20 protein-coding genes are annotated in these 21,662 nt (G+C 50.8%); 15 read left to right on the plus strand and 5 right to left on the minus strand.

All coding sequences use genetic code 11. The annotated features are described in order from the left end of the window. The first annotated feature begins 401 nt into the window (after positions 1-401). From UNDYM_RS05680 to UNDYM_RS05700, 5 genes are all read left to right on the plus strand, one after another. Positions 402-2,702: a bifunctional diguanylate cyclase/phosphodiesterase gene (locus UNDYM_RS05680; RefSeq protein WP_162040183.1), complete on the plus strand. Its 2,301-nt coding sequence runs from the start codon at positions 402-404 to the stop codon at positions 2,700-2,702. A 430-nt stretch (positions 2,703-3,132) separates the two neighbouring features. Next, on the plus strand, positions 3,133-5,055 hold the full coding sequence (locus UNDYM_RS05685; protein WP_162040184.1) for a PrkA family serine protein kinase: 1,923 nt from the start codon (positions 3,133-3,135) through the stop codon (positions 5,053-5,055). A 56-nt stretch (positions 5,056-5,111) separates the two neighbouring features. Then, a complete protein-coding gene (locus UNDYM_RS05690) occupies positions 5,112-6,383 on the plus strand; it encodes a YeaH/YhbH family protein (RefSeq protein WP_162040185.1) in 1,272 nt (423 codons plus the stop codon). Positions 6,384-6,391: 8 nt separating this feature from the next. Further along, positions 6,392-7,933 carry a SpoVR family protein gene (locus UNDYM_RS05695; protein ID WP_162040186.1) on the plus strand — a complete coding sequence of 514 codons (1,542 nt, stop codon included), beginning with the start codon at positions 6,392-6,394 and terminating at the stop codon, positions 7,931-7,933. A 99-nt stretch (positions 7,934-8,032) separates the two neighbouring features. Further along, on the plus strand, positions 8,033-8,338 hold the full coding sequence (locus UNDYM_RS05700; RefSeq protein WP_162040187.1) for a hypothetical protein: 306 nt from the start codon (positions 8,033-8,035) through the stop codon (positions 8,336-8,338). Between the two features lie 77 nt (positions 8,339-8,415). On the opposite strand, the gene UNDYM_RS05705 is transcribed toward UNDYM_RS05700, so the two are convergent. Beyond that, complete coding sequence (locus UNDYM_RS05705; RefSeq protein ID WP_232063727.1) at positions 8,416-9,096, minus strand: MarC family protein; 681 nt, start codon at positions 9,094-9,096, stop codon at positions 8,416-8,418. A 171-nt stretch (positions 9,097-9,267) separates the two neighbouring features. Here UNDYM_RS05705 and UNDYM_RS05710 point away from each other — a divergent pair, with 171 nt between their 5' ends. From UNDYM_RS05710 to UNDYM_RS05720, 3 genes are all read left to right on the plus strand, one after another. Next, positions 9,268-9,690, plus strand: a complete 423-nt coding sequence (locus UNDYM_RS05710; RefSeq protein ID WP_162040188.1) for a hypothetical protein — start codon at positions 9,268-9,270, stop codon at positions 9,688-9,690. Positions 9,691-9,786: 96 nt separating this feature from the next. Then, positions 9,787-10,272 (plus strand): GNAT family N-acetyltransferase, encoded by a 486-nt coding sequence (locus UNDYM_RS05715; RefSeq protein WP_232063728.1) that lies wholly within the window; start codon positions 9,787-9,789, stop codon positions 10,270-10,272. A 38-nt stretch (positions 10,273-10,310) separates the two neighbouring features. Beyond that, positions 10,311-10,670, plus strand: a complete 360-nt coding sequence (locus UNDYM_RS05720) for a 5-carboxymethyl-2-hydroxymuconate Delta-isomerase (protein WP_162040190.1) — start codon at positions 10,311-10,313, stop codon at positions 10,668-10,670. Between the two features lie 53 nt (positions 10,671-10,723). On the opposite strand, the gene UNDYM_RS05725 is transcribed toward UNDYM_RS05720, so the two are convergent. Both UNDYM_RS05725 and UNDYM_RS05730 read right to left on the minus strand, forming a co-directional pair. Next, the gene (locus UNDYM_RS05725; protein WP_162040191.1) at positions 10,724-13,036 is read right to left on the minus strand and encodes a TonB-dependent receptor; all 2,313 of its coding nucleotides are present in this window, start codon (positions 13,034-13,036) and stop codon (positions 10,724-10,726) included. A gap of 92 nt (positions 13,037-13,128) precedes the next feature. Continuing rightward, positions 13,129-13,509, minus strand: coding sequence for a DUF2946 family protein (locus tag UNDYM_RS05730; RefSeq protein ID WP_162040192.1), 381 nt, complete (start codon positions 13,507-13,509; stop codon positions 13,129-13,131). A gap of 234 nt (positions 13,510-13,743) precedes the next feature. Between UNDYM_RS05730 and UNDYM_RS05735 the strand changes: the two genes are divergently transcribed. The 3 genes from UNDYM_RS05735 (at position 13,744) to UNDYM_RS05745 (ending at position 16,775) form a co-directional block, all read left to right on the plus strand. Continuing rightward, positions 13,744-15,213 carry an APC family permease gene (locus tag UNDYM_RS05735; RefSeq protein ID WP_162040193.1) on the plus strand — a complete coding sequence of 490 codons (1,470 nt, stop codon included), beginning with the start codon at positions 13,744-13,746 and terminating at the stop codon, positions 15,211-15,213. 55 nt (positions 15,214-15,268) lie between these two features. Further along, positions 15,269-15,757: a CreA family protein gene (locus tag UNDYM_RS05740; RefSeq protein WP_162040194.1), complete on the plus strand. Its 489-nt coding sequence runs from the start codon at positions 15,269-15,271 to the stop codon at positions 15,755-15,757. Positions 15,758-15,908: 151 nt separating this feature from the next. Then, entirely contained in the window at positions 15,909-16,775 is an 867-nt protein-coding gene (locus tag UNDYM_RS05745; RefSeq protein WP_162040195.1) for an HDOD domain-containing protein, read from the plus strand. Positions 16,776-16,815: 40 nt separating this feature from the next. Here UNDYM_RS05745 and UNDYM_RS05750 read toward each other — a convergent pair whose 3' ends face one another. Then, positions 16,816-17,010 carry a hypothetical protein gene (locus tag UNDYM_RS05750; protein ID WP_162040196.1) on the minus strand — a complete coding sequence of 65 codons (195 nt, stop codon included), beginning with the start codon at positions 17,008-17,010 and terminating at the stop codon, positions 16,816-16,818. Between the two features lie 387 nt (positions 17,011-17,397). Between UNDYM_RS05750 and UNDYM_RS05755 the strand changes: the two genes are divergently transcribed. From UNDYM_RS05755 to UNDYM_RS05770, 4 genes are all read left to right on the plus strand, one after another. Next, a complete protein-coding gene (locus UNDYM_RS05755; protein ID WP_162040197.1) occupies positions 17,398-18,042 on the plus strand; it encodes a TetR/AcrR family transcriptional regulator in 645 nt (214 codons plus the stop codon). 117 nt (positions 18,043-18,159) lie between these two features. Further along, positions 18,160-19,029 (plus strand): HlyD family secretion protein, encoded by an 870-nt coding sequence (locus tag UNDYM_RS05760; RefSeq protein ID WP_255456550.1) that lies wholly within the window; start codon positions 18,160-18,162, stop codon positions 19,027-19,029. Continuing rightward, positions 19,026-20,027, plus strand: a complete 1,002-nt coding sequence (locus UNDYM_RS05765; protein WP_162040199.1) for an ABC transporter ATP-binding protein — start codon at positions 19,026-19,028, stop codon at positions 20,025-20,027. The genes UNDYM_RS05760 and UNDYM_RS05765 overlap by 4 nt, the downstream gene beginning before the upstream one ends. After that, positions 20,024-21,157: an ABC transporter permease gene (locus UNDYM_RS05770; RefSeq protein ID WP_162040200.1), complete on the plus strand. Its 1,134-nt coding sequence runs from the start codon at positions 20,024-20,026 to the stop codon at positions 21,155-21,157. Before UNDYM_RS05765 ends, UNDYM_RS05770 begins: the two co-directional genes overlap by 4 nt. On the opposite strand, the gene UNDYM_RS05775 is transcribed toward UNDYM_RS05770, so the two are convergent. After that, a complete protein-coding gene (locus UNDYM_RS05775) occupies positions 21,154-21,660 on the minus strand; it encodes a D-alanyl-D-alanine carboxypeptidase family protein (protein WP_162040201.1) in 507 nt (168 codons plus the stop codon). The two genes, UNDYM_RS05770 and UNDYM_RS05775, sit on opposite strands and share 4 nt — an antisense overlap. Positions 21,661-21,662 lie beyond the last annotated feature (2 nt).

Here is a 21,662-nt window from a genome sequence, read left to right on the forward strand (position 1 = left end):
GAAACTCCGTCGCCGCCGCCATTTCATTGTTTTCTGGCAATGAAATGGCGTTTCCGCATTTTATTTGTAGTCCATGCAATAAATTATCTAAATGCAATGTTTGGAATGTTTTGTCATCAAAAGAACTACAATATGAAATATAAGTATCCGTTCAATTCACCAAATGAAAAATAGTTTTCATTTTTAATGCGGCTAATTGTGACAATATGTGCGGAAATCAATTAAATCTATGAGAGAATGCCTAATTGTTTTGGAAACATTTTTTTACAGATTCATAGGGATTTGTTGATGTGAATGTGGTCAGGGATACCTCTGGGCAAATAATTGTTTTGCCGCAAGAGTGCAGGTATTTTTTCCATGAATGCGCAACAGGTTCTGGCTTTTTATATTGATTGCATGACATGTTTCGCTGGCTTTTTCTTAATGAAAGTGCATTAACGCCTGCCGAGCACGCTGCATGGAAATTAAGTGCACTACGTATCATTTTGATGTCCGGCTTTGTGCTGGAGGCGGCAGTAGCGATTCACAGTTCCCTGGACGCAATCGCAGTTGGTGCTTATCAGGTGCTGTGGGTGGTTGGCTTTTTCTATGCGGTGCTGGCATTGGGCTTGTACTATTCATCCCGTCATCTGCGCGCCGGTGCCGCTATACTCATAGGCACGGTATATGCGTCTGCATTCGCCATTGTTTGTCTCGTCGATCAGTTCGAAATAGCCAAGTTTGGCTATATCTTCATCTATACCACCCCCATTATTGCCCGCCTGTTCTTTGGTACCCGGCTTGCCTTGGGTCTCATGGCATTCAATGTATTGCCTTTTCTTTTACTGTTGCTGAACCGTCCCCTGTTCAATGTGCCTGGTTTTGATGTGACCCTGCCTGCCAGCAATACCTATATACAGTCTCTGTTATTCCTGTTCTTTAATACCTGCGTACCCTTGGCGGTGTTCAGGGTTTTGCACGAACTCGACGTATCAGCATTGCGCTATCGCCAGGCCAGTGCAGCGCTGGAAGTAAGCCATGCGCAATATGAAGAAGTATTCCAGAACGCCGGCACAGCTTTGTTGCTAACTGATGCGAGTGGGCAAATCCTGCAGGCGAATCAGCTAGCCAATAATTTGCTTGGACGAGAGGCAGATGATGATGGCGACCGCGCCTTGTTTGGCTGGTTGTCGCTGGATAACAGTGTGCGCTTGAAAAGCCCGAACGCCGAAGAATCAGAAAACATGCGCATGTCGGCTTACCGCACGCGTGATGGCAAGCTGGTTGCACTGGAAAATATTTCTCAGACTTCTACCGATCACTACATCGTCGCCTTGCGCGATGTTTCTGGCCTGCATTCCATGCATCACGCATTGCAGCTCAGCCTGCAGCGTGAAGATTACCTGAGTCGTCATGATGCCCTGACCAATCTCCCCAACCGTGACATGTTGCGCAGCCACCTGCAAGGCGTGCTTGGGAATAATGATGAAACCAAAGTCACTGCCCTGGTGTCTTTCCGGCTGAACAGCATACGTCATGCCAACCAGCAGTTTGGTGCTCATACTGGCGATATCCTGCTGCGCCGTTTTGCCGAAGAGTTATCACGTGCCTTGCCCAAGAATTGTTTTTGTGCACGCCTGCGCAGTATCGTGTTTTCATTCGTCGTTGAGAATTCGCGCACCCCAGGTGAAATCATCAAGCTGGTAGAAAAAGTCAGGAATAATTTACCCAAAGAGCTGGAAATCAATGGCGAGAATTTATTGATACAGTTCTCTGCCGGTATCGCCCTGGTCAGGCCAGAAGATGTTGATCCCGATGACCTGATACGCCGTAGCGAAGTGGCGCTCGATACTGCCCGCCGCTCCAGTGACCAGAGTGTCACCTTGTTCGATGAAGAAGATGCCCTGCAGATACGCCGCAGTGTCGAGATTGAAGTTGGCATCGTCAATGGCCTCAAGCAGGATGAATTCCGTCTGGTATATCAACCCAAGGTCGATAAGCATGGCAAGATCGCAGGCCTGGAAGCCTTGCTGCGCTGGGAATCACCCAGCCTGGGCAATGTCGCACCGGCAGAATTTATTCCGATTGCCGAGCGCGCAGGCCTGATACGCCTGATCAGCAACTATGTCATGAACCAGGTGTGTTGCCAGGTCAGGGACTGGCTTAACCGCTTTGCTGATTGTCCCGTGATTGCGCTGAATTTATCGGCGACAGATATCGCCCGCAATGACTTGCTGCAACTGATAGACAGTTGTTGTAACCGCTACGATATCGCCCCTTCCTATATCGAATTTGAGATTACCGAGACCGGCCTGATCGCGAATGAAGCCCTGACCATCCACCATCTTGATGAACTCAAGGCACGCGGTTTCAATATTGCGATTGATGATTTTGGTACTGGCTATTCATCGCTGTCCAAGCTCAGCCATTTTCCGGCACAGAGCGTCAAGATTGACCGTTCCTTCGTTGCCCAGATAGGCAATAACAAGAAGAGCGAAATGATCATCAAGGCGATTATCTCACTGGCCAATATCCTGTCCTGTCACACGGTTGCCGAGGGTGTGGAAAACGAAGAGCAGGAACGATTCCTCAAAGAGATAGGCTGCGATTATTTCCAGGGATATTATTATTACAGGCCACTCGAAGTCTCTGCACTGGAATTACTGTTGACCGAAATGCCAGCCAAAGAAGCTGCGCCATCTTATAAATTCAAACTTGCCTGACATGCTTCATGTCATATTTCCCGCATATGCATCAATGATTTGCGATGGAATGCGCATAAAAATTTGTGCATCTGCGGAATTACTCATCACATAAATTAACATTCGCTGTCAACGCCATCCACGAAATTGCGTTGGATAGTGTAGATTGATGCTTTGTGTTTGATCATGTTCAAGCGCAGGTTTAACTTAATTCGTTTAACCTAATTCGCTTTACTTAATTTGTTTAACAAATTTAGCTGACTGAATTCGTTTTGCTTATTTCCAACATTTTGCACAGAGTAACAATTTCGTCTGCACGTTTTGATAATTTCAACTACACTAAAGTTGTAGTGTGCTGGCTGGCAATTAATTTGATGTGATCAGTTTGATTTGAATTGCCACCAGACCGGTTCGGTATTTGCAAGTTTTCTGCTTATCCATGGAGGTCGGGATGAATATCTTTGACAACTACACCGCGCGGTATGAACGTACTCGTGAAGAAGAGTATTCCATGCAGGAATACCTGGATCTTTGTAAAAAGGACAGGCTGGTATATGCCAGCGCTTCAGAGCGCATGCTGGCTGCCATCGGTGAGCCTGAGCTGGTTGATACCCGGCACGACTCGCGGCTCTCACGCATCTTCTCAAATAAAGTCATCAAGATCTATCCTGCCTTCCGTGAATTTTACGGCATGGAAGAAGTCATAGAACAAGTCGTTTCCTATTTCCGCCATGCTGCGCAAGGTCTGGAAGAGCGCAAGCAAATCCTGTATCTGCTGGGTCCTGTCGGTGGTGGTAAATCGTCCATTGCGGAGAGGCTGAAATCGCTGATGGAGAAGATACCTTTCTACTGCATCAAGGGCTCACCCGTCAATGAATCACCTCTCGGTTTGTTCAACGAAGATGAAGACGGGATTTTGCTCGAAGAAGATTTTGGTATTCCTCGCCGTTACCTGAAAAATATACCCAGCCCATGGGCGGTCAAGCGCCTGCATGAGTTCAATGGTGATATCAACCAGTTCCGTGTGGTCAAACGCTACCCCTCGGTATTGAAGCAGATTGCCGTTTCCAAAACTGAACCAGGTGACGAAAACAATCAGGATATCTCTTCTCTAGTTGGAAAGGTCGATATCCGCAAGCTTGAAGAATATGCACAGGATGATCCTGATGCCTACAGTTATTCAGGTGGTCTGTGCCTGGCGAATCAGGGCTTGATGGAATTCGTAGAAATGTTCAAGGCGCCGATCAAGGTCTTGCATCCCTTACTGACTGCTACCCAGGAAGGTAATTTTAAGGGTACAGAGGGCTTTGGTGCGATACCGTTTGAAGGCATCATCCTGGCTCACTCGAATGAGTCAGAATGGAAAACCTTCAAGAACAATAAGAATAATGAAGCCTTCCTTGACCGTATTTACATCGTCAAAGTACCGTATTGCCTGCGCGTCAATGATGAAATAAAAATTTACGAAAAACTGGTGCGCACTTCTTCACTGGCAGCCGCACCATGTGCTCCTGGCACACTGAAAATGATGGCGCAATTTGCCGTGTTGTCGCGCCTGAAAGAGCCTGAGAATTCCAGCATCTTCAGCAAGATGCAGGTCTATGATGGTGAGAACCTCAAGGACACCGATCCCAAGGCCAAGTCACGGCAGGAATATGCTGATTATGCCGGTGTCGATGAGGGCATGAATGGTCTGTCAACACGCTTCGCCTTCAAGATTTTATCCAAGGTGTTTAACTTCGATAATACCGAGGTAGCGGCCAACCCCGTGCATTTGCTATATGTGCTGGAGCAGCAGATAGAACGTGAGCAATTTGCGCCAGAGATTGAGCAAAAATATGTGTCCTACATCAAGGAATATCTGGCACAACGCTATGCAGAATTCATAGGCAAGGAAATCCAGACGGCTTACCTGGAAAGTTATTCCGAATATGGCCAGAACATCTTTGACCGTTATGTGACCTTTGCCGATTTCTGGATACAGGATCAGGAATTCCGCGATCCCGATACCGGTGAGAGTTTTGACCGCGATGCCCTGAACAATGAACTGGAAAAAATAGAAAAACCGGCAGGTATTTCCAACCCTAAAGACTTCCGTAACGAAATCGTCAATTTCGTGTTGAGGGCGAGGGCACAGAATGCAGGTAAAAATCCAGCCTGGACCAGTTATGAAAAACTGCGCACGGTCATCGAGAAAAAAATGTTCTCGAATACAGAAGAATTATTACCCGTCATTTCCTTCAATGCCAAAGCCAGTGCCGACGATTCGAACAAGCATCAGGAATTTGTTGAGCGCATGGTCGCTAAAGGTTATACCGCTAAACAGGTACGCCTGTTATGTGAATGGTATTTGCGGGTAAGGAAATCTTCTTGATCGCAGCATGGACAGAAGAGTAAAGCAGGGAATTTGAGGGCAAACGGGAGAGCATTTTGGTTCATTTGATTGACCGGCGTGTCCAGGGTAAAAATAAGTCTGCCCCGAATCGCGAACGCTTTTTGCGTCGCTATAAAGGGCAGATCAAGGATGCTGTTGCCAGAGCAGTTAAAGGTCGTTCTATCACTGACATAGAAAGTGGTGAACGCATTTCCATCCCCGTCAAGGATGTCAGTGAACCGACTTTTGGTCATGCCCATGGCGGTGTCTGGGAAGGTGTGCAGCCAGGTAATGAGCAATATCAGCGCGGTGACCAGGTAGCCAGGCCCAAAGGTGGTAGTGGTGGTTCCGGCAAAGGGCAGGGCGGCAATAGTGAAGACCCCAGCGAAGATGATTTTGTTTTTCAGTTGTCGCGCGAAGAGTTCATGAATTACTTCTTCGAAGATCTGGAATTGCCGAATATGGTCAAGACCCAGCTGACTTCGACGACCGATTTCAAGAGCCAGCGTGCTGGTTATAAAACTTCAGGTACGGCATCCAGTCTGCATGTGCTGCGCTCTTTGCGCGGTGCCATGGGAAGGCGCATAGCGGTGGGTGGCAAGTCTGCCCGCAGACTCAAAGATGCAGAAGCAGAAATGACAGTCTTGCTGGAAGTGGGTGTGGACTCCAAAGATCCGCACTTCGTCGCACTCAAGCAGGAGATACATCATCTGCGTACCCGTTTGCTGGCCATCCCTTTTCTTGATCCATTTGACCTGCGTTACAGCAACCGCGTCAAAGTGCCCAAACCAGCCAGCCAGTGCGTGATGTTTTGCCTGCTGGATGTATCCGGCTCCATGGATGAGCAAAAGAAAGATACGGCAAAACGCTTCTTTATTTTGCTGTACCTGTTCCTGACACGTGCCTATGAAAAAATAGAAGTCGTCTTCATACGTCATCACACAACGGCGCTGGAAGTGGATGAAGATGCTTTTTTCCATTCGCGTGAATCGGGTGGTACCATCGTTTCTTCAGCCCTGAACCTGCTTTCGCAAATCGTGCGTGAACGTTATGCCGCATCTGACTGGAATGTGTATGTGGCCCAGGCCTCGGATGGTGATAACTGGGACAATGATTCTGCCACCTGCAAGCAATTGCTCATCAATAGCATCATGCCCCTGGTGCAATATTATGCCTATGTAGAAATTACCGATGGTCAGCCGCAAAACCTGTGGCTGGAATATGAAAAAGTGGCCGAGCAAAGTGCACACTTTGCGATGCAAAAAATAGAAACACCGGCGGATATTTATCCGGTTTTTCGGGAACTGTTCAAGAAGCAGCCGAAATGAGGTAATCCATGGAAAACGACCATGTCAGCCCCAGGAAAAAACATGCCCATGCCCTGCCCGAACAATCAGAATGGACTTTCGACCTGATAGAGCAGGCGCATGAAGAAATACGTCGTGTGGCCGAGCAATTTGGCCTAGATACTTACCCGAATCAGCTAGAGATCATTACTGCTGAGCAGATGATGGACGCCTATGCCTCGGTGGGCATGCCAGTCTCCTATAATCACTGGTCTTTCGGCAAGCATTTCCTGTCTACCGAAAAAAGCTATAAGCGCGGGCAAATGGGGCTGGCCTATGAGATAGTCATCAATTCCAACCCCTGCATTTCCTACCTCATGGAAGAGAATAGCCTGACCATGCAGGCACTGGTTATTGCGCATGCTGCCTACGGGCATAATTCCTTTTTCAAGGGGAATTACTTGTTCCGTACCTGGACGGATGCCGAGGCGATTATTGACTATATGCTGTTCGCCAAGAATTATGTTGCCGACTGCGAACAGCGTTATGGCATGGAAGCGGTGGAACTCATCATCGATTCCTGCCATGCCTTGCAGAATTATGGGGTGGATCGATATAAACGCCCGGCCCGCATCTCCCTGGCTGAAGAACGGGAACGTCAGGAAGAGCGCGAGAAGTACATGCAGTCCCAGGTCAATGATTTGTGGCGCACGATACCGAGGCGCAATGAAGCACCTGAGAGTATGGTCAAACAGCGTTTCCCGGCAGAGCCGCAAGAAAATCTCTTGTATTTCATCGAGAAATATTCTCCGCTGCTGGAACCCTGGCAACGTGAGATCGTGCGCATCATACGCAAGGTGTCGCAATATTTTTATCCGCAGCGTCAGACCCAGGTCATGAACGAGGGCTGGGCCACCTTCTGGCATTACACCATATTGCAACAACTGTATGAAGAAGGCGTCGTTGGAGACGGCTTCATGATGGAGTTTTTGCAGAGTCATACCAATGTCGTGTATCAGCCGCCGGTAGGCAGCCGCTACTTTAACGGCATCAACCCATATGCGTTGGGCTTTGCCATGATGCGCGATATACGCCGCATCTGTGAAGACCCAACGGCGGAAGACCGGGAGTGGTTCCCAGACTTTGCCGGTTCTGACTGGCAAAAAACCTTGCAGTTTGCCATGCGCAATTTCAAGGATGAAAGCTTTATTGCCCAGTTCCTGTCTCCGAAACTGATGCGTGACTTTCATTTCTTTTCCATTCTTGACGATGACAGCAAGGATAAACTGCTGATCTCTGCAATTCATGATGAGCATGGCTACCGTTATCTGCGCGAGCAACTGGCAGGGCAATATAATCTTGGTAACCGCGAACCCAATATTCAGGTCTGGTCCGTCGATATGCAGGGGGACCGGGCCCTGACCCTGCGCCATACCCAATACCTGCGCCGCCCACTGAATCCGCAAACAGGAGAAATGCTCAAGCATGTGGCCAGGTTATGGGGTTTTGATGTGTATCTGGAAACAGTTGATCCTGAGTCCAAAGTCCTGGCCAGGCAGGAGTGCAAATGGGAAAAACGCAACAGGCCCTGAGTTTTTCAGGCTGGCAGAGGGGTGGGCTTAAATCCCGGTGGCGACTGTGCTGTCTATCAGTTAGAATGAAAAACGATTATCAGAAGACGGAGACGCGCCATGTATCTGGACCACCCAAAAATTTCTGCCACTAATAGCGAAACCGAACCAGACCGTATAGAGCGCCTGAGCCGTGTCTATGGTTATGCGATGGGGCTGGCAGATATTGATGGCAATACCGTCTGTATTACCAAACTGGCCAAGATACATGATCACAAAGGCACGCTGATGGTGATCTGGTACGATGCACCTACACAGGCAGAAAAGAATTATTTTGTACGTGCCTGGAATAGCCGTATTGGCGACGAAACCGAGATAGTCGAGCATGCCCTGATGCTCAATGAGCCGGTTTCCAACGCGGAATAAGTAAGTCCCGCCCGCTGTTCAAAGGGAAGTCAATAGCACATGACTGGCTTGATGCCTGTCATGTGCGCTGTTACTGCTCAGTGCTTCAGATCTCCTAGTAAATCAGAAATACCAGCCCAGCCAATTTCTATCCCTATACAGAGCAAAATAAAGGCAGACAGTCGCAGCAAGACGATGGCACCGACATCGCCGAGTATTCTCTCCATATTGCGGGCAAAGCGATAACACAGGTAAATGACCAGACTGGTCAGCAAGACGCCTATCAGTGAGGCGATGCCGGTAATGATCCAATCGACAGGCTTATGCGGCATCTGCGTACCCAGCGTGACTGAAGCGGCGATGGTGCCCGGCCCCACGGTCAAGGGGAAGCTGAAAGGATAAAAACTGCGGCGGCGCAATTCTTCACGGGTCCAGCTGCCACCATGGGATGCGGCGACAGAATTGCGCAAATTATCCTGGCCCTGGTCGTTCAATAATTTCCAACCCGCCATGGCAACCACGATCCCACCGGCGACCCTGACGATGGGCAGGGAGATGCCAAAAAAATCCAGTACGTAAGAGCCTATGAAGATGGCGCCCATGAGCAGGAAAAAACAATTCAGGGCTATGCGTTTTGCCAGCCGGTTAGCCAGTGGTGGCTCTATCGGTCCTGTCATGGACAAGAAGATAGGTGCAATGGCAATGGGGTTCAGGATGGGCAGCAAGGTGATCGGTACTACGATCAGGGCCTTGAAAAATATGATCATCGTGATGCTCATGAATACTCCTAGTCATTGGGCTAATGATTATGCATCAGAAATCCGGCTACCGCGACTGTCAGGCCAGGCTTTGAAGTACAAATTGATACTTTTTGCAGATGGATGGCAGTATTCGCATGACCTACAATATATTCATGATGTAATGTACAGTAGATCTGCGACCGTAAATATATGAATGCATTGTATAAATTCTCTGCTTTGGCAGCCCTGGGTCTGTTGACAGCTTGCGAGACTGCTCCTCTTTCTTACCTGAGTGGCAAGCCTGACCGTCCTTTGATTGACCATGAATATCCGGTTCGTATTGTGGCTGTCGATCAGACTTATTATTTCCAGGGCCCGGTTTCTGTAACCCCTGGCAAGCATCTGGTGACGCTGGAGCTTCGCCATTCCTCTTCTCGTCTGCCTACCCAGAAGACACTGGCTCTCGACGTCCAGCCATGCACCCGTTACTACCTCACGGCCAAGAAAATATCCCTGATGGAAAGTAAATGGGAGCCGCGTATCTTCGACACTGAGCAGGTAGGCGGATGTAACGCTGAAGAAGAATTGAAGAAAGCCAGTGCTTCTGCCGGGCTTGCGGTATCCCGTTCATAAAATTTGCAGGCACGGCATCGACTTAAGTGCAAGAAGCTGGGTATTTGCTTAAAATAGAAAGCCATAGGCAATCTTTAGCCCATGCCCGGCAAACTCATGAGCATCAGTTTCTCTCCCTTACTTCCTGAACATCAGGACTTGCTTTGGAATTTTCTGCACGTCGCTTTGTGGGACCCGCCGCCCGCGGGTTTGCGTCCGCTGGAAACCCTGCAACTGCCTCATGTACGCATCTATGCCGAAGACTGGGGGCGTGCCAGCGATATCGGCGTCATCGCCAAGATTGAGGGCGAAGATGCACCCATAGGCGCCTGCTGGATGCGCCTCGTGCCAGATCGCATGGGGCTGGCGTATATCAATGAACATACACCGCAGCTTGGCATTGCACTTTTGCCCGACTGGCAGCACAAGGGCTATGGCAAATTAATGATGCTGGCAGCATTGGATGCGGCACGCCAGCGTGGCATAGAACAGGTTTCTCTGACCGTGCATCCACAAAACCCGGCTGCTGGCATGTATGGCTCTTGCGGTTTTGTGCAGACCGGTATCAGGAATTCTTATCTGCTCATGCAGGTCACGCTATAAAATTCAGCCACATTTTCTCAAATCATCAGAAAGAAAACATGCCTCATCTGACCGTAGAATATTCCAGTAATCTGCCCTTGCAAGCCAGGGAGTTACTATTGCAAATTAATGAATCTTTAGCTGAGACAGGGCATTTCAAGGAGATCGATATCAAGAGCCGGGCAATCCGCTTTGATGAGGTGGTCATTGGCACCGAGCCTGCTGCACGGGCTTTTTTGCATGCCAGGCTGCTGATATTGAAAGGGCGCAGCACCGAAGTCAAACGTGAATTATCAGAGCGTGTGCTGGCGGTTATCCAAGCTGCACAAGCCTGGCCGCAAGGGCTGGATGTGCAGCTTTGTGTAGAGGTACTGGAAATTGACAAGGAAACTTATGCAAAGGCGCATCTGGCTAATTGATAAGGCCATCAAAGCCATAGCATAAAGCCACAGCGCCTTTGGCTTAATCCACTTTAAAAATCAAACTTCAATTCACCTACTACACTGCGTTGCGTGTAGGGGTGAAAGGCCCAGTATTTTTTATTGTTCAGATTATCTATGCCGACAGAGGCCACCCATTGCCTTGCCAGTTGATAACGCACGCGCACATCAGCGACCACAAAACTGGAAAAGCCCTGATAAGTAAAGGCATTGCTGTCGCTGTTATCGAGTGAGCCATATTGCTTGCCGCTATAACGCAAACCCAGCGTGGTGCTGAGTTTGTCTTCAGGGCGGTAGCTGATGACAAAATTGGCGCGCCAGGCTGGCACGCGCGGCTGCCATTTACCAACGCTGGCGGGGAATTTGTCATTACGCGTTATTTCAGAATTGGCATACGTGAGGCTGGCTATCAAATCCAGCCCACGGGTAAATACATCGCTAGCCTGGTAGGCGAGCTCCAGCCCTGTCGTATGGATTTCATCGACGTTCTGGATATTCGTCACATTCGGCGTGATCAGGGTGTTCACTTGTGAATACAGCGCATCCCTGGTTCTTTCATGGAACAGGGTGGTACGCAGAAAACCCTTGCCATCATTGAGCGTCCGCTCTGCCGTCCATTCCGTAGTCCAGGATTTTTCTGGTTTCAGATTGGGGTCATTATTGACGATGGCGGTGGTGGAAATGCTTCCTTGATACAGTTCAGAGACAGTAGGCATGCGCACCGCACGACCTGCCGATGCCTTCAGGGTCCAGTCATCACTTGCTTTGAAGGCGATAGCTGCCTTGGGTGAAAAATAATTTTCCTTACGTTCAGCAAAGGGCAGGGTGCTGGTCGCTGATGAAATGGCTCCACGATCTGCCTGCCATTGCTCCAAGCGGCCGCCAACAATGGCTTTCCATTGCGGATTGATACGCCAGGCATCTTGCGCATACAGGCTTTGCAATTGGGTATTACCCTGGAAGGCAGAGAAGCGTTTGGCTGCAGCGCCATTGATCCAGTCATCCGTATCCGACACCAGGGTACGCATTTGATAAGCTTCGCGCTGGTAGCCAAATTCGGCAACGTGTTCTGCTGTCGGTCGCCAGATACCTTTCAAGGCCAGGGTGTTCCAGCCTGTACCTGCTCCATCGGTAATCCGGCCATTGCCACCGCCGTTGGCCTGCGGGATGGCCACTGTCGGCGCACGGACGATATCCTTGCTGTAGTCATACAGGCTGGCGGCGACTTCCCAGTCAAACTCGCCTTTGGTATTGCTCCTGAGGTTCAGGCCATGTGTGATATGCTCTAGCTGGTTTTTGCTGTTCGACATGTCAGTTGGGGCCAGGGTATATTTTTTACCGGCGATATTGATGTCGCCGCTATATACCGCATTGCCAGCAGCATCGCGCAAATAGCTTTCGACGCCGCTGTTCATATTATTGCGCCAGTAGCCAAAGGTGTAGCTCGCACGCAAAGTTGGGCTAAAGTCATAGGCAAGCTTGATCTTTGCATGGTCTTGCGTGGTATGGTATTGGCCGGTTGCACCCAGTATCCACCAGTCCAGCCCTTGTGGATTTTTGTCGGTAATCGCACCTGTCACTGCGGTGCCCGCGCTGCTGCTGATACCAGTGGAGGCCAGCTTGTTGGCGAAGGCGATAGGGTGGCCATCGCTATCAAGCTGGTTCACATTGAGCCACCAGGAAAATGCCCCTTGTTTATTACCAAGACTGGCGCTGAGCTGCTTGCCGCTATAGCTTTTGTCGGTGCCATATTGCTGGAAGTTTTCGCTAAAGCCCACCAGTTTGGCATGGGCTTCAAACTGCTTGGGCATACGCGTCACATAATCGACCACGGCACCGGCAGAGTTACCGGCATAGGCAGCAGAGAAGGGGCCGTACAGCACATCCACACGTTCGACTTCTTCCGGCGTCACCAGGCCCCAGCGTGGCGTGAATGCTGCACCATTGCCCAGCAAATTCGACAGCAAGATGCCATCGGCATACACCATAGAGCGCGCACTATTGCCAGTGCCGGATGCCCGCGTCGCCAGTACAGCATGGTTGTAGTCGCCCACATAGCGTTTGCGTACCAGCAGGCTGGGCAGGTATTTCAGGGCATCTTCTGCGTCGATGGCATTGATGGTCTGCTCCATGGTTTTGGCATTGATGCCCTCTATGGTGGTAGGGATTTCCTTGGGTAGTGAGGATGGGCGGTCACCATTGATGATGACACGTTCGGCCTGGGTGGCATTTTCTATTGCTTCAATTGCGAGGGCAGTAGCTGGTAATAAAGATAAAGACAAAGGGAAGGCGACAGTCAGTGCCGCTGTCAATGCGCGCAAGCGCAAAGGGCGTAAAGGAGACATATGAATAATCTAAAAATTGGAACGCGCATGCAAATGCGCAAAGCAAACTTGCCAGTGCAGGTGGCATGGCCGGTTTGAACTAATTCAATTTTTTAGATAGCAGGCGGCCCGCGTGCAGGTAAAGGTGCTGCAACAATCGATGCCAGGCGTGCAGCGGGTATGGAGCGGGTAGCGTAGGAAAGAGCGTGGGGTGCTGCAAAAACCGTGGTTTGCGGGAAGCTGGCAGGCAAACTGGCTGCCAGACACATGGAGCAATCAAGCATGTGCGTCATGCTCTTGCCAGTCTCTTTGACACCACTGCCGTCCGCTTTGATGAATTTATAGCCGGTACTGGTACAGATCAGATTCATGCCCTGTTCGCCGGATTTCACCACAGAAGATGCCATCGCGACACCCAGCGTCAGTACATACATCAGCAGTACTGCGCGCACCAGGTGGCGAAAACACGACAGGGAAATATGTTGGGCGGACATGGGGCGGAATTGTACCACCCTTCTGTTCTGTTATAAATCAGCTGTTGGAAGTCAGGAAAAATAAGCAGACTGACATCAAAGCAGACAAATTTGGGGCTATCATGGCGATTTTCGGGGCAAGCCTGGCCTGGGCCGCACAATGGCAAACAGCTAAACCTGGACTTTAGTCCGGATGATAGCCAGGCATCAGCCCCTTTACTCAACAGGTATTTGGCATAAGCAGAAGGATAGATCTTGAGACAAGTTAGCCTGGGTCAGCAACTGACCCGCACCAAGCCCATAGACCATAGCGAACAAGTGACGGACGATCAGGGCCATAGCCTGCATCGCTCACTGGGCTTGTTTTCCCTGACCATGATAGGCGTGGGTTCTACCATAGGTACCGGTATTTTCTTTACCATGGTAGAGGCCGTGCCCAAGGCTGGGCCTTCGGTCATTTTGTCCTTTATCATTGCAGCGATTACGGCTGGTTTGACAGCACTCTGCTATTCCGAGTTGTCTTCCCGTATCCCGGCATCCGGCTCTTCTTATTCTTATGCCTATGCAACAGTCGGTGAATTTGGTGCCTTCATTGTTGCCGCCTGTTTATTGCTGGAATATGGTTTGGCTGCCAGTGCGACGGCGATAGGCTGGTCTGCCTATCTGAATAATTTCCTGACCAATGCCCTCGGCTGGCAGATACCCGAAATGCTACGTTCACCCATGATAGTCGCGGGTGCCAACGGGGTGGAATTTCATGCTGGTCAATTCAATTTGCCACCGATGGTGCTGGTGGCGATTTGCTGCATACTTTTGTTGCGCGGTGCCAAGGAATCTGCGACGGTAAATGCCGTCATGGTCATGATCAAGCTGGTGATTTTGACTTTCTTTGCCGTCGTGGCATTTTCCGGCTTCAATGCAGAGCATTTCACACCTTTCTTTAATACTGACAACAGCAAGGGTCTGGCCGGCATGGCTGGCGTAACGGCTGCTGCCGGTACGGTATTCTTTTCATTCATCGGTCTTGATACGGTGGCAACCGCTGGTGCTGAAGTCAAGAACCCCAAGCGCAATGTGCCGCTCGGCATCATGGCGGCGCTGGTCGTTGTGACCGTGTTTTATTTGCTGGTGGCAGTTGCCGCGGTTGGCGCCCAACCAGCCAAGATGTTTGAAGGCCAGGAAGCTGGTCTGGCAGTGATCTTGCAAAACGTTACAGGCAAAGCCTGGCCTGCATTGATCTTGTCTGCTGGCGCTGTTATTTCTGTATTCAGCGTGACTCTGGTGACTATTTATGGCCAGAGCCGGATCTTGTTTGCGATCAGTAAAGATGGTTTGATCCCCAGTTCCTTCCAGCGTGTGCATGCGCGCACCCGCACGCCTGTCAGCAATACCATCATCGTCTGCCTGCTGGTGGGTATCGTCGCTGGCCTGGTTGATTCGACCTTCTTGTGGGACATGGTCAGCATGGGTACCCTGGTCGCCTTTATGGTGGTCTCGGTTGCCGTACCTGTCATACGCAGGCAAAAGCTGGGTGACGAAGCAGGTGGTTTTAGGGTGCCTTTCGGTCCTTATCTGATACCGGGCATGAGCATACTGGCTTGCCTGTATATCCTCAAGGATTTGTCGGCAACGACTTACCATGTGTTCTTTATCTGGATGGCAATCACTATCGTGATTTATTTCCTGTACAGCAGAGCCCATTCACACTTGAATAAACAGCAATAAGCCTGATATTCCTGAGGCGCCCGGTTTGTGGCGTCTTCAGGAAAAGAGCGAGATCATGAAACTGCCATCATTAAGTTTTGCCGCTGTAGCTATCTTCACCGCCTTCTCTGCGTACGGCACAGTTGCCCTGGCTGAAAACGTCGGCAGTGTTGATACTGCCTTCAAACTCATAGGTCCGGACCACAAGGTCGTCGTGGAAGCTTATGATGATCCTAAGGTCAATGGCGTCACCTGTTATGTGTCGCGTGCCAAGACTGGTGGCATCTCAGGTGGCTTGGGTCTGGCAGAAGACAAGTCTGAAGCCTCGATTGCCTGTCGCCAGGTTGGCCCCATCAGTTTTAATGGTCAGCTTAAACAGCAGGATGAAGTTTTTAATCAAAGTCTGTCTATACTGTTCAAAAAGCTGCGCATAGTCCGCATGGTGGATCAAAAGCGCAATGCCTTGGTCTACCTGACTTATTCTGACAAGCTGATAGATGGCTCACCCAAGAATAGTGTGACGGCTGTTCCAGTAGATCGCAGTACGCCCATCCCAGTCAAATAGTTCTGGAGCCAGGGAGTCCGGGAAGTATGCCCGGAAAGCAGGCAGGGCTTGATATGTAAAAAATGTTTGGGTTTTTCTATCCAGCAATGATTTACGCTTACAATAGCAGCCTGTAGGCCTTATCTCTTCCTGGTGTATCAACCGTACTATTATGACAAGCTCTGCTGCGGCCCCCCGGCTGACCACTGAACAATCCGTTGATGCGCTCGTCAAGACGATACGCATACCGCCACGTCCCAGCTTGCTGGCAGACGTGCAGGCAGAGCTTGCCGCCAATGATCCTGATCCCCGTAAATTGACTGGCATCATTGCCAATGATGTGGCGATGTCTGCATCATTATTGAAGCTCGCCAACTCTTCTTTCTTCGGTTTGCGCCTCAAAGCCAAATCGGTCGAGCATGCTGTCAATCTGTTAGGAATTACCCAGTGCGGTAATTTGATGACAGGGATTATTGCCCGGCAAAGCATACAGGTTGAGAAAATTTCCCTCGTTAAGTTTTGGGATTTTTCTACCAAACGTGCCCAGGCCATGACACAACTGGCCAGGCGCATGCGTGTTTGCCCGCCTGACCAGGCCCATACCTTTGGTTTGTTCTGTGACATAGGTATTCCTTTATTGCTTGAGCGTTTCCCCGACTATGCGGAAACCCTGGAGCTGGCTCACCAGGAAATCAATGAAACATTTACCGCCATAGAAGAGCAGCGCCATAGTACTTCGCACGCCGCGATTGGCTCATTGATGGCACGCACCTGGGGTTTGCCTGAGAGCGTATCTTTGGCGATACTTTTGCATCATGACTACAGTGTTTTGCATGACGCTAATACTGAAGACTCAGTCAAAAGCCTGATTGCCCTGGCCCTGCTTGCCGAATATGGAATACAAAAATACCATGGGCAAGAATTTTCTTGCGAGTGGGAAAAAGGTGGTGAGGCTGCCTGTGAATTTCTGGGCTTGTCTGCCGATGAAGTTGAAGACAGGTTTGAAGAATTGCACGAACTATTCAATCATGCGCATTAGCATTGATAGGTTGTACATTTACCAGCTAAAAGCCGTCCTCTCATGGGCGGCTTTTTAACAGGTTGGCTGGCAACATAAAGATCGCCCGCAATAATTCAAATACACCATTCACTGCAATGCCCAGCACGCGGAAGGGCAGCAACAGCAGCCACACCAGTGGATAGATCACCAGGGCCAGTATGGCTAATGGCCAGCAGAGTACAAACAAGATAATCCAGATCAAAAAGCCTAGCATTATTTTTCCTTAAGCGATGATGGCGCGCAACAGGCTGCTCAGGATAACCAGAGCGATAGTAGCGATGACAACGCCGTCCATGTTTGCTGTGATGTTCATGATATTTCCTTTCAATTCGGGTGGGAGTGATTGCACTTTAGGCCGTCGCCATATTGGTCGCCAGTAGCAGGCGACGAAGTGCAATTTTCTAGTATCGGAATGCGTTTGCAGGCGATGAATTGAGGGAGGTATTGATGCGCCGCGCATCGCTCTGCTCAGCCCCCACATTTCTTGCTAATTTAAAAATAAGCATTTGCCAATGGCCCAAAAAACGCTTGACTTGGCGGTTGTGCGCCCGCAAACTTCAGTTATTAGTCATCTGCATAATAATTATTGGAAAACAGAAATATGGCACGTCCTTCTCAACAGCTTGACGAAGTTTTATTGCAAAGCGGGCGCGCGCTGTTTGCCCAGCATGGCTGTGGCGGCTTGTCCCTGCGCATGCTGGCAGAGCATGCAGGCGTGAACGTAGGCATGTTCCATTATCACTTCAAGAATAAAGATAATTTCCTGACGCAGTTGCTGCAAACCATGTACGACGAAGTGTTCGTGCAACTGCAGGCTGAGGTGAATCATGAAGGCTCACCCATGCAGCGTCTGCGTGAAGCTCTGTGTCTGCTGGGGCGTTTGCTGCGTGAGCATGGCAGCTGGATAGGGCGGGTCTGGGCTGATGCCGCGCAAGGTGAAAAAGTCGCCAGACAATTTCTCGAAAAAAACGGCGCGCGTCATGTACTGCTGATCACTGGTTTGCTCATGCAAGCCATGCAGGCTGGGGAAATAGCCATGGCCCCGCCTGCCTATGCGCTGTCATTTTTGATGGGCAGTGTCGCTGCCCCCATGGTCATCGTGCCGCGTGCACTGGATATGGGCTTTGTACCAGCCATGTTGCAAGAACCTTTAAGCCAGGTATTGAGCGATGCCGCAATTGCCGACCGCGTTAACCGTGCCCTGTATGCCCTGGCTGCAACGAATGAGGAGTTACGCCGTGTATAAAAATGCAAACCCGCAGCAGTATTGCCATTGATACTCGCCATGTCTGCCATGCTGGCAGCCTGCAATGAAAAGACCTCCACCGCCTGATCAGGTTATGTAGAAGGTGATTACGTCTATATCTCTGCACCGCTGGGTGGCAAACTTGACAGTATCAAGGTGCAGGCGGGCCAGCAAGTGACCAAGGATAGCCTGCTGTTTGCTCTTGATGCCGAAGCTGAAAATGCCGCCCATGACGAAGCCAGTGCCCGCCTCACGAGCGCGCAGGCGCAAGCCAGCAATACTGAAAAAGGCAGGCGTACAGAAGAGATTGCAGTCACCCAGGCACAATTGACAAGTGCGCAGGCACAGGCCGCCCTGGCAAGACAGGAATTGGCACGCCAGCAGCAATTGGTAGGGCAGGGCTTAGTGTCCAAATCCCGCATGGATGATGCACAAACCAGTGTCAAACTCGCGGAAGCCCGCGTGGCAGAATTAAACGCCGCATTGAGTGTCGCCAAGCTGCCAGCACGTGTAGATGAACGCGCCGCTGCCCAAGCCAGTGCCGATGCCGCAAAAGAAGCCTTGCGCCAGACTATCTGGCGCTCAGGCCAAAAATCACAAAACGCACCCGCGAATGCGTTAGTGGCAGAAGTCTTTTTCCGCCAGGGCGAATATGTGCAGCCAGGTCAACCGGTATTGTCGCTGCTGCCGCCAGAAAACCGCAAAGCCCGGTTCTTTGTGCCGGAAGCTGAGTTGGGCAAGATTGCTGTTGGTCAGGCAGTCAGCCTGCATTGCGATGGCTGCGCAGCACCGGTACCTGCCCACATCTCCCGCATCGCCAGCCAGGCTGAATACACACCACCGGTCATTTATTCAAATGCACAAAGAGCCAAGCTGGTGTTCATGGTCGAGGCCAAACCAGATCAGCCCGGCAAACTCTTGCTGCACCCCGGTCAGCCTCTGGATGTGTCGCTGCTGGTTCCAGCAAGTACAGGAAAAGCACAGTGAACAGCGCAACGAATACCAGTGTTGACACAGGAAATCTGGCCATCAATGTGCATGGCCTGAGCAAATCCTATGGCGGTCGTGCCGTCGTCGATAAAGTCGAACTGCAAGTTGCCAGGGGCAGTATCTGCGGTTTTCTGGGACCAAACGGCAGCGGAAAAACCACTACCATACGCATGCTGTGCGGCTTGCTGACGCCCGATGCTGGCACGGGTTCTTGCCTGGGTCTGGATATCATCAAACAGGCAGAGCAGATCAAGCGCCAGGTCGGTTATATGACGCAAAAGTTTGGTCTGTATGATGATTTGTCGATACGCCAGAACCTGGATTTCGTCGCGCGCCTGTTTGAGCTGCCCAACAGAAAAAATGCAGTCGATCTTTCTCTCGAAAGGCTGGGCCTGACAGCCCGCCAGCAACAACTGGCAGGATCATTGTCCGGCGGCTGGAAACAGCGCCTGGCACTGGCTGCCTGCCTCATTCACGAACCACGTCTGCTGTTGCTGGATGAACCAACGGCTGGCGTCGATCCAAAAGCGCGTCGCGATTTTTGGGACCAGATTCATTTGCTGGCTGACCAGGGCATCACAGTGCTGGTGTCCACTCATTACATGGATGAGGCTGAACGCTGTCATGAACTTTGCTACATCGCCTACGGCAAAATACTCGCACGTGGCACCGAGGCAGAAATCATACGTGACTCCAAACTCAAGGTCTGGACTCTGCAAGGTGAGCAACTGGGTACTTTACTTGAGCCATTGAAGTCGGCATCAGGGGTATTAAGTGTCGCCGCATTCGGCAATGCCGTCCACGTCGCCGGGCTGGACGAGGCCCTGGTCTTGCAGGCACTCGACGGCATAAGGCATCAAGCCAATATACAAATCACGCCGAGTGCGGCGAACCTGGAAGATGTCTTCATCAGCCTGATCGCCAGCGCACCTGATAATTTTTCCAAAGACGATATTCAACAAATACAGAAAATACGTCAAAAGGTGACAGCATGAAGCGCTTTTCGCTGGCACGCATGTTCGCCATCTTTATCAAGGAATTCCAGCAAATGATGCGTGACCGCCTGACCTTTGCCATGGCGGTTGGAATCCCCATCCTGCAACTCATCCTGTTTGGCTATGCGATTAATACCGATCCCAAGGGTTTGCCAACTGCTGTAGTCAGTACCGACAATAGTGCCATGGCACGCAGCTTTGTCGTTGCCATGCAAAACACAGGCTACTTCCGTATCGATTCGGTAGGCCAGAGTGAGCAAGAGGCAGAAGCCTTGCTGGGAAAAGGCAAAATACAATTCATGCTGGTGATACCGCCACAATTCACCCAGCAACTGGTGCGCGGTGAAAAACCAGCCTTGCTGATCTCCGTTGATGCGACCGATCCTTCAGCATCAGGGAATGCCATCGCCGCGTTGAATGCCATTGCTACCCAGGCTTTGCATCATGACTTGAAAGGCCCTTTGCAATACCTGCAAACCGCCACGCCAGCTTATGAGGTGCGCGTGCACCGTCGCTATAATCCCGAGGGCCTGTCACGCTATAACATCGTGCCCGGCCTGATAGGCACCATACTCACCATGACCATGGTCATGCTGACCTCACTCGCCATGACACGCGAACGTGAGCGCGGCACCATGGAAAACCTGCTGGCAACCCCGGTGCGCCCGGCAGAAGTCATGGTCGGCAAGATACTGCCCTATGTGTTGATAGGCTATATACAACTGGGCGTTATCATCAGTGCTGCCTTTCTGTTATTTGAAGTGCCGATGATGGGCAGCTTCAGCCTGCTCATGAGCATGATAGGTGTTTTCATCCTCGCCAATCTCGCAGTCGGTTTTACCTTTTCGACGATAGCGAAGAACCAGTTGCAAGCGATGCAGATGACCTTCTTTTTCTTCCTGCCATCGATGCTGCTGTCCGGTTTCATGTTCCCTTTCCGCGCCATGCCGGAATGGGCGCAAGCGATAGGCGAAGCACTGCCATTGACGCATTTCCTGCGCATCGTGCGGGGGATCTTGTTGAAGGGAAATACCGCAGACCAGCTAGCACCAGAGCTATGGCCCATGCTGGTGTTTCTGCTGGTGGCGGGGTTTGTGGCTTTGAAGAGGTATAGGCAGACGTTGGATTAAGACTGAAAACACCAATGCCACGGCTCATATTGAAACCCGCTGCTATTTCCTGGCGGGTAGGACATGTGAAAACCAAAGCGCCGTGCACTATTTTGCAGCCAGGCAAAGGCAGCCGTGGTGTCAAAAGAAATTTCCAGTTCAGGGTCTTCTGGCGTGGCGATGTCTATCGCTCGGCCAGTGTGATGTTCGCTGTAGCCGGGTGGGGCGCAGACTAGCAATATATCTTTGAGTTGCTTGCCCTCGGCCAGTTTGTCGCTGATGATCTCGGTTTGTCTGGCGATGCTTCGAAAGGCGGAGATCATCAGCAGGGCAATGCCATCCTCGCTGGCGGCAGCCTTCATGGCTTGCCAGGCGAGCTTGGTGGCAGGTGTCAGCAGGTATTGCCTGCCATCTTCGCCGGTTTCTGCCAGTACCAGTTCTGTGGCTTCTTGCTGCGGTAGCAGGCCACGCTGTTCCAGCAGTTGCGGCGGGATGATGAAGTTTGCAGCCTGGTTGGCGACCATAT

Origin of the sequence: Undibacterium sp. YM2, assembly GCF_009937975.1 — a bacterium.
In the GTDB taxonomy this organism is placed as follows: Bacteria; Pseudomonadota; Gammaproteobacteria; order Burkholderiales; family Burkholderiaceae_D; genus Undibacterium.

Excerpts from the sequence above, each read along its gene's own strand:
- UNDYM_RS05705 (WP_232063727.1), bottom strand. The coding sequence starts at position 9,096 with ATGAGCATCACGATGATCATATTTTTCAAGGCCCTGATCGTAGTACCG.
- UNDYM_RS05700 (WP_162040187.1), top strand. The coding sequence starts at position 8,033 with ATGTATCTGGACCACCCAAAAATTTCTGCCACTAATAGCGAAACCGAA.
- UNDYM_RS05730 (WP_162040192.1), bottom strand. The coding sequence starts at position 13,509 with ATGTCCGCCCAACATATTTCCCTGTCGTGTTTTCGCCACCTGGTGCGC.
- UNDYM_RS05725 (WP_162040191.1), bottom strand. The coding sequence starts at position 13,036 with ATGTCTCCTTTACGCCCTTTGCGCTTGCGCGCATTGACAGCGGCACTG.
- UNDYM_RS05715 (WP_232063728.1), top strand. The coding sequence starts at position 9,787 with ATGAGCATCAGTTTCTCTCCCTTACTTCCTGAACATCAGGACTTGCTT.
- UNDYM_RS05680 (WP_162040183.1), top strand. The coding sequence starts at position 402 with ATGTTTCGCTGGCTTTTTCTTAATGAAAGTGCATTAACGCCTGCCGAG.
- UNDYM_RS05755 (WP_162040197.1), top strand. The coding sequence starts at position 17,398 with ATGGCACGTCCTTCTCAACAGCTTGACGAAGTTTTATTGCAAAGCGGG.
- UNDYM_RS05710 (WP_162040188.1), top strand. The coding sequence starts at position 9,268 with ATGAATGCATTGTATAAATTCTCTGCTTTGGCAGCCCTGGGTCTGTTG.
- UNDYM_RS05720 (WP_162040190.1), top strand. The coding sequence starts at position 10,311 with ATGCCTCATCTGACCGTAGAATATTCCAGTAATCTGCCCTTGCAAGCC.
- UNDYM_RS05740 (WP_162040194.1), top strand. The coding sequence starts at position 15,269 with ATGAAACTGCCATCATTAAGTTTTGCCGCTGTAGCTATCTTCACCGCC.
- UNDYM_RS05770 (WP_162040200.1), top strand. The coding sequence starts at position 20,024 with ATGAAGCGCTTTTCGCTGGCACGCATGTTCGCCATCTTTATCAAGGAA.
- UNDYM_RS05685 (WP_162040184.1), top strand. The coding sequence starts at position 3,133 with ATGAATATCTTTGACAACTACACCGCGCGGTATGAACGTACTCGTGAA.
- UNDYM_RS05695 (WP_162040186.1), top strand. The coding sequence starts at position 6,392 with ATGGAAAACGACCATGTCAGCCCCAGGAAAAAACATGCCCATGCCCTG.
- UNDYM_RS05775 (WP_162040201.1), bottom strand. The coding sequence starts at position 21,660 with ATGGTCGCCAACCAGGCTGCAAACTTCATCATCCCGCCGCAACTGCTG.
- UNDYM_RS05750 (WP_162040196.1), bottom strand. The coding sequence starts at position 17,010 with ATGCTAGGCTTTTTGATCTGGATTATCTTGTTTGTACTCTGCTGGCCA.
- UNDYM_RS05745 (WP_162040195.1), top strand. The coding sequence starts at position 15,909 with ATGACAAGCTCTGCTGCGGCCCCCCGGCTGACCACTGAACAATCCGTT.